An 11,409-nucleotide genomic window follows, 5' to 3' on the forward strand; every position below is an offset into this window, starting at 1 on the left:
CCCATGGTCACACGCGCCCGCCGACGCCGCAGGACAGCGGACCGCGAAGGGGCGTTGTCTGACGACCTCAAGACGACAGACACTGAGTTGGGGCTGCCGGGCGGGACGTGGGCGAGGCACCCGATGTCAGGAAAGGACCTCGACGAGCGTGGTATCGGGATCGGCGATGACAAGCGGCTCGATCTTCCGAAGGAAGCGGCGCCAGTGCGCGACCGCACCATCGACGTCGCCCGCCGTCAGCAGTTTCAGCAGGCGCCGGTATGCGCGTAGAGCCAGTTCGTCCGTATCGCGCTCGTGATCGTCGCCATGCACCGACAGGTGCAAGGATTTGTGCTCGTCCATGACGTTCAGGATCATGCCGGCGAGCACGGACAGGGTCTGCGTACCGGACAGATCCGTGATGGCCTGGTGGATGCGGGAGTCGACCTTGGCGAATTGCGGGGCGTCGTCTATGGTGTCGGCCGCCTCTACGACCAACCCCGACAGCACGTCGAGATCATTGACGCGGCCACCCCAAGCGCGCAGCGCCGCCACCTCGATCTCGGTCCGCGTCCTGTAGACGTCGGCAAGCGGAACTCCCTTGTACTGCAACAGCAGACCCATGTGCCGAGCCGCCACGGACTCGCTCGGGGCGAGCACGCGGGCACCCCCACGCGCACCACGGAGCACGACGATGATCGATTCGGACTCCAGGATCCGGAACGCCTCGCGCAACGTCGGACGGGAGACTCCGAAGCGTTCCATCAGCGTCGTCTCGCTGGGCAACGGGTCGCCGGCCTTCAGTTCGCCGGTGACGACCTGGCGCCGCAGCTGCGCAGCCACCAGCTCGCCCGCCTTGGGGACTCGGACGACCGAGTGCTCGATACCTCGTGCCACAACCCCTCCGTTCACGCAGCGCCAGCCCCGACACGGGCGTGCCGCGAGGCAGGAACCCGCCGGCCGCCATTCTCGGCAGCTGCTCAATTCACAGAAGGATCTTACCCATTGCCGTTCCTAGAATCGTGGACGCTGTGGCGAACTCTCCTGCACAACCAGCGTGCCAGCCGGGCTCTTCGCTCAGCGGGGTCCTCACCGAACACGACGTTGCCTTCTTCGATGTCATCGTCGCCGTCCTGGGTGCGCGAGCGCGTCGGCTCCAGGATGGTCTTGACGCACTTCGTCTTTCGGCCTCGACGGAAGGAACAGCGCTGCCACGACGGCGCCCAGCAACGTGACGCCCGCGGCCACATAGGAACCGGCGGTCAGTCCATCCAGGAATGCGGAATCGGCGGCCGCGGAGAGGGATCGGCCGAGGTCGGGTGCACCGGCGCCGGCGAGCCGGTCGGCCGCGACCGTGGCCGACCCCACCGATTCCTCGGCGACGGAGACGACCGGAGCCGGCAACTCGCGGGCCACGTCGGACTCGGCGAATGACGATGCGTACAGGGAGGCGTACACGCTGCCGATGACGGCGACGCCGAGTGTGCCGCCGACTTCGCGCGTCGCGTCGTTCATCGCCGAACCGATGCCTGCCTTGTCGCGCGGGACCGCACCCATGATGGCTTCCGTCGCCGGGGCCGACGTGAGGCCCAGACCGAGTCCGAGCGGAACCATCTGCAGGGCGATCTCGAGGTAGCCGGTCGACGCGCTGAGCGTCGAGATCCACAGAAATGCCACCGTGAACAAGACCAGCCCGGTGCTGACCACCACTTTGTTGCCGTATCGGACGGCCAGAGCCGTGCCGAGCACGGAACCGACGGCGATCGACGCGGCGACCGGGATGAACTTCAGGCCGGTCTCGAGCGGCGGGAAGTCCCGCACCAGCTGGAAGTACTGGGTGATGAGGAAGATGAAGCCGAACAGTGCGAAGTAGGCGAAGGTGACCGATGCGCTCGCAGCGGTGAACCTCATGTTCGTGAACAGCCGGACGTCGATCATCGGCTCGGCCCGGGAGCGCTCCCAGAACACGAGAGCGATGAACGCTGCCGCGGTGACGGCGAAGCCGGCCAGTGACGCCGGGCTGGTCCATCCGTGTTCGGGGGCTTCGATGATGGTGAACACCAGCGTGCCGACCGCCAGGACCGAGAGCACGAGCCCGCCGTAGTCGATACGCGGCGTGGCCGGATCCCGAGACGTGGTGACCACCGCGACCGTGGCGACGATGGAGATCAGCGCGGCCCCGGCGAGCGCGAGGAACACACTCCCCCACCAGAACGACTCGAGCAGCCATCCGCCGAGGATCGGCCCGCAGGCGACCCCCAAACCGGTTGTCGCGCCCCAGATACCGATCGCCTTGGCCTTCTCGGCTCGTTCGGTGAAGACGTTCGACAGGATCGACAGCGTGGTGGGGTAGACGAATGCGGCACCCAGGCCCATCACCGCCTGCCAGAAGATCAGCTGGCCGGAGCTGTCGGCGAAGGACGCTCCCACCGCGCCGCCGCCGAAGATGGCCAGCCCGCCGATCAACGCCCCTTTGCGCCCGAAGCGGTCACTGAGGCTGCCGAAAGCGAGCACAAACGTCGCGAAGAGCAGGTTGTAGGCGTCGACGATCCACTGGAGTTGCCGGTTGTCGGCGCCCAGTTCCACCGCGAGCGACGGCAGGGCGACGTTGATCGCGGTGGTGGCCAGACTGATGGCGAGGGTCGCAGTACACAGCACCAGCAGCACCAGGGCCGGCGGCATCTGCCGGCGGGATGGGAATGGGAGAGTCACTGCTTTATTATTTCAAGTACTCAGTAGATAAAGTCAAGTGTAGGATGTGGGCGTGAAGTCCTACCGCCAGTTCTGCGCGTTGTCCCGCGCACTGGACGTGATCGGCGACCGATGGAGCCTGCTGATCGTCCGCGAGCTCCTCATCAGCCCCAGCAGATACTCGGACCTGCAACGCGCCCTGCCGGGAATCGCGTCGAATCTCCTGGCTCAGCGGCTGCGCACGCTCGAGGACGACGGAGTGATCACCAGTCGCGCCGAATCCGCACCGGTCTCGGCGAAGGTGTACTCGCTGACCGCCTGGGGCCACGCACTACGCGGCCCACTGGTCGAGATGGCGCGCTGGGGGGCACCCCTGATGATGGACGGCTCCGGCGATGACCACACCCGCGGCCGGTGGCTCGTCTTCGCGATCATGGCCCTGTATCCCGAGCCGCGGGAACTGCCCGACGACGCTGCTTTCCCGGCAGTGCGACTCCGGATCGACACCGACGGCGACTCCCTGCTCCTGGTCGCGGGCGACTCGGGCGTGCACACATCGCCGGCCACGGACGATCCCGAGGTCGACGCAGTGATCAGCGGTGATTCGGAAGCCGTCTTCGCCCTCCTGGCCGGACAGCACACCGCACCGACTGCAGTGTCGATCACCGGCAACGAGGACACCCTCCGACGCGTCCGCAGCCTGACCTCGATGGCCCTACCCGCCACTCAGACACGGACGCCCGCCGACCACGGGTGACACCGCTCGAACACACGTGCGAAACTGGACGTGTGGGCATGAAGTGGATCGGCGGTGACAACGGCCAGCCACACCGACCGGCCTTTGTCCGCGTCGGCCACAAGGCGGTGCTGATCGATCTGGGTGCGCTGTATCCCAACGCACCGCATTTCAGCGGCGAGTATCACCCCGACGGGCTACAGATCCGGTCCGTGCACCTCGGGGTTCTCACCGAGTGGGGGCGGGACGAATGGGGTGCCTGGTACGGGAAGGTCACCTACACGATCACCTCCAAGGACCGGCAGGAGAAGGTCACCCACTGGGTGCCGTCGTGGGCGTTGCGCCCGGCCGGTGACCGCCCGCCCGGGCGACGGTGAACGCCAGGGATCAGCGCGACCCTCACCGGATCAGCGGGTCCCGTGGCAGCCCGAGGATGCGTTCGGCGATCTGGTTGCGGGTGATCTCCGAGGTTCCACCCGCGATCGACATCCCGCGTGCGCCGAGTATCAGCAGACCGGCCAGCTTGCCGGGGCCCGCCGAGAACGCGACGTCGGGTCCGAGCAGTTCCGCGGCGAGATGGGCGCGATCACCGAGGTGTTCGGCGAGAAGCAGTTTCGTGACATTGCCCTCGGGTCCGGGGGCCGCGCCGACGACCGATCGGGCCGCACGACGCAGGTTCAACAGTCGCAGCGCATCCTCGACGGCGAAGAACTCACCGACCTTCGTCGCCGCCCCGTCGACCCGGTCCCCGTAGCCCGCGACGAGCGCCACCATCTGCCGCACCGCCCCGTCGCTGCCCGGTGCACCGCCGCCGATGCTGACCCGCTCGTTGCCGAGGGTCGCGCGGGCGACGGCCCAGCCGTCGTTCGGCGTGCCCACGACGTCGGCGTCGGGGACGAAGACGTCGGTGAAGAACACTTCGTTGAACTCGGATCCGCCGGTGATCTGACGCAGCGGACGCACCTCGACCCCGGGTGCCGACATGTCGATCACAACGGCGGTGATGCCCTTGTGTTTGGGGGCCTCCGGGTCGGTCCGAACCGTCGCCAGACCCCGTCGGCACAGGTGTGCGCCGCTGGTCCAGACCTTCTGGCCGTTGATGCGCCAGCCCCCGTCGACGCGCGTGGCCCGCGTGCTGACCGCCGCCGCGTCCGATCCCGCGCCCGGCTCGGAGAACAACTGACACCACACCTCGTCCCCGAGCAGCGCCGGCCGCACGAACCGGTCGATCTGGTCCGGCGTGCCCTGCTGGATGAGGGTGAGGATGACCCACCCGGTGATGCTGTAGTCGGGCCGCTGCACGCCCGCCGCGGCCATCTCCTCCTCGATGACGAGTTGTTCGACGGAGTCCGCGGCACGTCCCCACGGGGTGGGCCAGTGCGGCATCACATACCCGGTGTCGATCAGCCTCTCCCGTTGAGCGGCGGGATCGTCGAGCGCCGCGATCTCGGCGATGTCAGCGCGTACACGGGTCCGCAGTTCCTCGGCTTCCGGCGGAAGGTCGAGGCTGTTGGCACGGACGATCCCGGAGGCGGAGTACTCGTACACGTCCCGGGCGGGTCGCTGCCCGCCGAACAGCGCCTCGACCACGGTGGCGCGGCGCAGGTGCAGGTGCGCGTCGTGCTCCCAGGTGAATCCGATGCCGCCGTGCACCTGGATGTTCAGCTCCGCGTTCCTCGTGTACGTGGGCATCGCCAGCGCTGCGGCCGACGCCGCCACCAGCCCGAAGGCGTCGGCTCCCTCGTCGGCTGCCCGTGCGGCGTCCCACACCACCGCGGTCGCGGCCTCGGCGCCGACCAGCATGTTCGCGCAGTGGTGTTTGACCGCCTGGAACGAGCCGATCGTCCGGCCGAACTGCTCGCGGACCTTCGCGTAGGCCACCGCGGTGTCCAGCGCATCACGCGCCCCTCCCACGGCTTCGGCCGCGACCAGCGTCCGGGCGAGGGCCAGCGCGGTGGCGGCGAGTCTCGGCAGACGGACGACGGCGGCGTCCGACAGCGACGCCCTCGCCGACAGTCGGGTCGGGTCGAGGTCGGCGTGCGCGCCCACCTCGACACCGGAGTCCGACGACTCCACCACCAGCACGTCGTCGTCGGCGATGAGCACCAGCAGATCCGCCAGTGGGGCGCCGAGCACCGCGTCGACGTCACCGGAGATCACACCACCGGACTCGATCAGTCCCGGCGCGAGTGCGACACCCGCCGTGATCGTGCCGTCGACGAGTGACCTCAGCCAGCGGGCTCGCGTGTCGTCATCGGCATGGTTCAGGATCGCCGAGGCGATCACGGTCGGCAGGAACGGGCCCGGCGCCACCGCGCGGCCGAATTCCTCTGTCACGACCACCAACTCGGCCACACCGAAACCGGAGCCGCCGTATTCCTCGGCGACGTGCAGCCCCAGCCAGCCCAGATCGGCGATCTCCGGCCAGAATGTGGGTCTGGCCTCCTCGGCTGCGTCGAGACGGTCTCGCGCCTGCGCCCGCACCTTGCGGTCGACGGTGAATTCGTGCACCACCGATGCGAGTTCGACGTGGTCTTCGGTCAGGGCGATGCTCATGACGGCTCCCGGGATCGTCGGTCACCCGATCACACCATCTCCACCCGTTCCGTTGTGGACGCTTGAGACAAAATCATCGAATCAGTTCCCGCCGCGCCCGCTGCACGATCGGGTCGGGGAACGGCACGGCATCGACCAGGTCCCTCGTGTACCGGTCCTCGGGCCTGGTGAGCACATCCCGCGCCGTCCCGCTCTCGACGACCCCGCCGTTGCGCAGGACGACGACACGATCCGCGACCTGCTCGACGACGGCCAGGTCGTGGCTGATGAAGATCGCCGCGAACCCGAATTCGCTTTGCAGATGCAGGAAGAGGTCGAGTACCCGAGCCTGCACGGAGACGTCCAGGGCACTCGTCGGCTCGTCCGCGATCAGCAGATGAGGGTCCGCCGACAGTGCCCGTGCGAGCGCGACCCGTTGCCGCTGTCCACCGGACAGCTCGTGCGGCAGGCGCTGCGCGAACGACGTGGGCAGCTGGACCGCCGAGAGGAGTTCGGCCACGCGCGCCGCCCGGTCGGCGCGCGATCCGATGCCCTGGATGTCCAATGGCTCCCGGATGGATTCGGCGACGCTGAACCGGGGATCCAGCGACGCCGTCGGGTCCTGCGGGACGAAGGCGACCCGGCGCCGGAGCGCCCGCAGCCGGGACTTCGACACCGTCGCGATGTCGTCGCCTTCGACGAGGATGCGGCCCGCCTGCACGGGTACCAGTCCCCCGATGGCACGCCCGAGTGTGGTCTTGCCCGAACCGGATTCACCGACCACGCCGAGCACTTCGCCACGCCGCACGGTCAGCGACACGTCCGCCAGTGCGGTGTGCGGCCGGGCCCCGAACCGGCCGGTGTGACGCACGGTGATCCCCTCGACCGCGACGACCGTCTCACCGGTTCCCGACTCGTCGTCGGCCCCGTTTCCGTCGCCGCCGACCTCGCCGCCGACCTCGCCGTCGACCTCGGCGTCGGGTAATCGCGGGACGGCGGCCAGCAGCTGCCGGGTGTACGGCTCCCGCGGATTCGCGAAGATCTCGTACACATCCCCGGTCTCCACGACCTCGCCGAGCTGGACGACGACGACACGGTCCGCGATGTCCGCCACGACGCCGAGGTTGTGGGTGATCAGCAGGATTCCGGCCCCGGTGCGAGCGCGTAGCCGGACGAGCAGGTCGAGGATCTCGCGCTGGACCGAGACGTCGAGGGCGGTGGTGGGTTCGTCGGCGAGCAGGAGGACGGGATCGTTCGCGAGCGCGAGTGCGATCACCACTCGCTGCTTCTGTCCGCCGGACAACTGGTGCGGGTAGTGGTCGACCCGCGTCTGGGGATCGGGGATGTCGACGAGCGCAAGGAGTTCCACGGCGCGGGCGCGTGCCCGCTGCCGGGGGACACGTCCGTGTGCGCGCAGGGCCTGGCGCAGTTGCCATCCGATGGTCTGCGACGGATTGAGCGCCGTCTGCGGTTCCTGGAAGACCATCGCCACCCGGGCGCCGCGGATGCCGTCGAGCACGCGGTCGGGCCGGTTGAGGACCTCCACGCCGTCGACCCGCACCGATCCCGTGGCGCGGGCGGTGTCGGGGAGCAGCCCGATGGCGGCACGGGCGGTGATGCTCTTGCCGGACCCGGACTCTCCCACCAGCGCCACGATCTCGCCCCGATCGACCCTCAGGTCGATGCCCGCGACGGCCGGCCGGGGATACGAGAAGTCGACGTGCAGATCGTCGACGACGAGGGCCGCGGATCCGGTCTCCGGGGACCCGCCGTCCCGGGACGTCGTGTTCGAGCTGGTGACGGTCATCGTCCTACCCTCCGGTTGTGCGAAATGGATTGGGCGATCAGGTAGAACCCCAGGACGAGGACGGACACGACCAGCAGGGGGCCCAGCGAGAACCACGGATTGGTCTCCAGGTATCCGTTGCCGGTCGCCAGGATCGATCCCAGCGAGGGTGTCGGCGCGACCACGCCGACCCCGAGGTAGCTCAGTGCGCCTTCGATGAACACCGCCAGCGACAGCGACAGCGCGAACTGGACCGCGAGCGACTCGACCGAGTTGGGCAGGACATGTCGCAGAAGCACCCGGGGAGTCGACGCGCCGCTGACCCGCGCCGCCTCGACGTAGGGCATCTCCCGGATTCGCAACACCGAGGTGCGGGTGAGCCGACCGAAGATCGGGATCTCGGCGACGGCGATGACGATCCCCACCGTCAACGCACCGGGGCCGAGGATCGCGGTGAGCGTGATGCCGAGGATCAGGGCGGGGAACGCCAGGATCACGTCGAACACCCGCTGGGCGACGACATCGCTGACGGGACTCGAGACGGTGATCAGCCCGGCGAGGATGCCGATCGCGGCACCCACCGGGACGGCGGTGAAGATGATCAGCAGGTCGATCCGGATCCCGTGGATCACGCGCGTCAGCAGGTCGCGGTTGACCTCGTCGGTACCCAGCCAGTGTTCTGCGTTCGGCGACAACAGATACGCGCCGTCGATCTGCTGATCGGGTCCGAAAGAGGTGACGAAGGGGCCGAACACCGCCAGCAGCACGACGAGACCGACAAGCACACTGCCGACCAGTCCGGTGCCACGGAACAGGCTGCGCCACAACGGGGATCGGGAACCGTGGGCCTCGCGGTCATCCGGACTCTCGGGCAGCAGCCCGGGCGCGAGGTCGGGGTCCGGTGTGGCGCCGGTCGTCGACGCACCGGAGAAACCGGTGAGGCTGTGGGACATGTCTATTCACCTGCCAGACGGATACGGGGGTCGAGCCAGGCATGCGCGATGTCGGCCAGCAACTGGATGATCACGAAAACGGCCACCGAGAGCAGGACGAGCACCTGGACGAGGGGGTAGTCGCGCGAGAAGATCCCCTCCTCGGTGAGGAGACCGAGGCCGGGCCACCCGAAAATCGACTCGACCAGCACAGCGCCGCCGAGCAGCGCACCGACCGTCAGTCCGAGAGCGGTGAGAGTGGGTGGAAGAGCATTGCGCAGAGCGTGTCTCACGACGATGTCGGAATGCGACACCCCCAGCGCGCGGGCGGTCAGCACGTAGGGCTGCCGCAACTCGGTGCGGATCGACTCGGTGAGGAACCGTGCCAGCATGGCGCCCGCCGGGAGGCCGAGCGTGAGTGCGGGCAGCAGCAGATACTGCGCGCTGATCTGCAGACTGTCGGTGAATCCGTCGGGTGGTGTTCCGCCGGCCGGCAGCCATCGGAGGCGGACCCCGAACACCAGGATCAGCACGGTCCCGACGACGAACGTCGGCAATGCGATCGCGGCCGCGTTCACGCTCGTGAGCACGGCGTTGACGATCCTGTTGTCCCACAGCGTCGCCGCCAGGCTCAGCCCGAAGGCCAACACCAGCGCGACGACGAGCGCGGCACCGGTGAGGATCAGTGTGTTCGTCAGGCCGTAGGCGATGAGGTCGCCGATGCTGCCGCCGACCTGATAGCTCTGGCCGAAGTCGAGGGTCAGGAGACTGCCGATCCAGGTGGCGTACTGCGCGATGAAGCCGCGGTCCAGACCGAGGTCGTGCCGGATGGCCTCGAGTGCCTCCGGCGACGCGTCGGGCCCGGCGAGAGCCGCCTCGGGGCCACCCGGGATGAGTCGCACGATGGAGAAGATGAGCAACGACGCGACCGCGAGCACGATGATGGCGGTCGGCAGCCGACGGGCCAGGTATCCGAACATGTCTACTGCTTCCCCGCCGAGGTGAGAAATGCGTTGGCGAGATGGAGTTGGTTGCGCCGGTCCCAGTCGATGTTGCCCACGGAGGCCGCGGTCGCCACCTTCATCAGCACGACACCCACCTCGACGAGGAACAGGTCACGCAGCCAGATGTCGTCGAGTTGCCGGTAGGCGGCGAGGGCTTCCGGCGATGAGCCGTCCGGAACGGTCCACGCCGCCTCGGCCGCGGCCGCGTACGCCGCGTTCACATAGTTCGACGAGTTCTTGGCCGCATTGAACGGATACGCCGACACCGCGAGTGTCGACGGCGTGAACTGAGCGAAACCGTGTTGCAGCAACCACAATCCGGCGAACTCGCCGCCGATGAGCTTCGACGCCTGCTGGGTCCGGTCGTTGGGTACCAGCTCCACGGTGATCCCGATGTCCTTGAGGTTGGACTGGACGATCTCGGCGATGATCCGGTCGACGCCCTGCGTCGAGAAGTCCAGCGACAGCGGAGGAATGGGACCGACTTCGGCGAGCAGGGCCCGTGCCCGACGGAGATCGCGGGTGTAGGTCGCGTTGTCGTCGGGCCGGAAGGCGGGCGACCATTCCGGCCACGGCAGGTTCACCGGGTATCCACTCCCCCGATAGACATCCGAGATGATCCGTTTCCGGTCGATCGCGTACGCGATGGCGCGGCGGACCCGGACGTCGGACAGCACCGGATTGGTGACATTGATGCCGACATACTGCTGAGACTCGGCACCGGTCAGGGTGATCTCCTCGAAGCCGTACCGCGAGGTGACCAGTTGCTGGTCGTGGTGGCTGAGTCCCTCCGCCACGTCGAGCTGCCCCGTCCGCAGGCGGGTGGACAACGATTGCTGGTCCTTGACCACCACGAACCGGACGGCGTCCAGAGGAGGCGCGCCGCCCCAATACCGTTCGTTACGCACCAGGCGGACCGCGGAATTCGGTTGCCATGACTCGAACCGGAACGGGCCGGTGCCGTTGAACCGCTTGCCGCCTTGAGGTCTGCCAACGTGTTCCCGTCGATGACGGGAGCCGAGTCGAGCAGGTCGAAGATGTTGCTCAGCGGATGGGCGAATTCGAGCACGATGCGGTGCGGGTCGGTGGTGTCGAAGCCGGTGATGGCCGCGGCCGTTCGTTTGAACTGCGGGGTCCACGGACCACCGACGTATGCCCTGATCGAATGCTCCACGTCCGTGGCCACGAACGGCCGGCCGTCGTGGAACGTCACGTCCCGGCGCAGATCCAGGGCCAGCGACCGTCCGTCCGGGGACAGCTGCCAGCCGGTCGCCAGCGAGGGCTCGACGGTGAGCGAGTCCCGTGCGTAGCGGATCAGTGTGTCGTAGGTGTTCGCCACGACATGACCGTTGAGCGCACCGGTTCCGATCTGCAGAAAGGCTTTCGGACTCAGGTCGTTGAGCACGCCGACCCGCAGCTCGCCGCCGCGCGGTACGGGTTCACCCGGCTGCAGCGATCGGACCGTGGAGTTCTGTTGCCGGGACACGGCGGACTGGCAACCGGCCACCGCGAACAGAGTCGCGATGACCACGACCAGTGTGCAGCACACACGGACGCTTCGACGTCGGAGCATATGGTTTCGGCGTTTCTGTGATGGCTGCGCAAGTGCGCCGCAGCGCGGACCGGGATGTGGGGCGTCGACATCCACGAGCGAATGTTCGACGCCCATTCTGGCCGTCGGCCACTCGGAGATGCGTCCTTCGATTTCACCGGGATGGAACCCTTGACACCCGTGGGGCCGTACGG

8 protein-coding genes and 1 pseudogene are annotated in these 11,409 nt (G+C 68.1%); 2 read left to right on the plus strand and 7 right to left on the minus strand.

Translation table 11 applies throughout. From position 1 onward, the window contains the following. Positions 1 to 126 precede the first annotated feature (126 nt). Complete coding sequence (locus AMD30_RS01360) at positions 127 to 876, minus strand: FadR/GntR family transcriptional regulator (protein WP_010842757.1); 750 nt, start codon at positions 874 to 876, stop codon at positions 127 to 129. Between the two features lie 222 nt (positions 877 to 1,098). After that, entirely contained in the window at positions 1,099 to 2,661 is a 1,563-nt protein-coding gene (locus tag AMD30_RS01365; RefSeq protein ID WP_055474463.1) for an MFS transporter, read from the minus strand. 82 nt (positions 2,662 to 2,743) lie between these two features. On the opposite strand from AMD30_RS01365, the gene AMD30_RS01370 reads away from it, so the two are divergent. Both AMD30_RS01370 and AMD30_RS01375 read left to right on the plus strand, forming a co-directional pair. After that, the gene (locus AMD30_RS01370; RefSeq protein ID WP_035717375.1) at positions 2,744 to 3,427 is read left to right on the plus strand and encodes a winged helix-turn-helix transcriptional regulator; all 684 of its coding nucleotides are present in this window, start codon (positions 2,744 to 2,746) and stop codon (positions 3,425 to 3,427) included. Between the two features lie 38 nt (positions 3,428 to 3,465). Next, positions 3,466 to 3,783, plus strand: coding sequence for a hypothetical protein (locus AMD30_RS01375; protein ID WP_010842754.1), 318 nt, complete (start codon positions 3,466 to 3,468; stop codon positions 3,781 to 3,783). Between the two features lie 22 nt (positions 3,784 to 3,805). Here AMD30_RS01375 and AMD30_RS01380 read toward each other — a convergent pair whose 3' ends face one another. The 5 genes and pseudogenes from AMD30_RS01380 to AMD30_RS01400 all read right to left on the minus strand — a co-directional run bounded on the left by AMD30_RS01380 (position 3,806) and on the right by AMD30_RS01400 (position 11,236). Then, positions 3,806 to 5,962 carry an acyl-CoA dehydrogenase gene (locus AMD30_RS01380; RefSeq protein WP_055474464.1) on the minus strand — a complete coding sequence of 719 codons (2,157 nt, stop codon included), beginning with the start codon at positions 5,960 to 5,962 and terminating at the stop codon, positions 3,806 to 3,808. 73 nt (positions 5,963 to 6,035) lie between these two features. Beyond that, positions 6,036 to 7,748: a dipeptide ABC transporter ATP-binding protein gene (locus tag AMD30_RS01385; protein ID WP_055474465.1), complete on the minus strand. Its 1,713-nt coding sequence runs from the start codon at positions 7,746 to 7,748 to the stop codon at positions 6,036 to 6,038. Continuing rightward, entirely contained in the window at positions 7,745 to 8,680 is a 936-nt protein-coding gene (locus AMD30_RS01390) for an ABC transporter permease (protein ID WP_055474466.1), read from the minus strand. The genes AMD30_RS01385 and AMD30_RS01390 overlap by 4 nt, the downstream gene beginning before the upstream one ends. A gap of 2 nt (positions 8,681 to 8,682) precedes the next feature. Continuing rightward, complete coding sequence (locus AMD30_RS01395) at positions 8,683 to 9,639, minus strand: ABC transporter permease (protein WP_014928132.1); 957 nt, start codon at positions 9,637 to 9,639, stop codon at positions 8,683 to 8,685. A 2-nt stretch (positions 9,640 to 9,641) separates the two neighbouring features. Further along, positions 9,642 to 11,236, minus strand: a pseudogene (locus AMD30_RS01400) (ABC transporter substrate-binding protein). Positions 11,237 to 11,409 lie beyond the last annotated feature (173 nt).

This window comes from Gordonia sp. HS-NH1 (genome assembly GCF_001418765.1).
Classification (GTDB): Bacteria; Actinomycetota; Actinomycetes; order Mycobacteriales; family Mycobacteriaceae; genus Gordonia.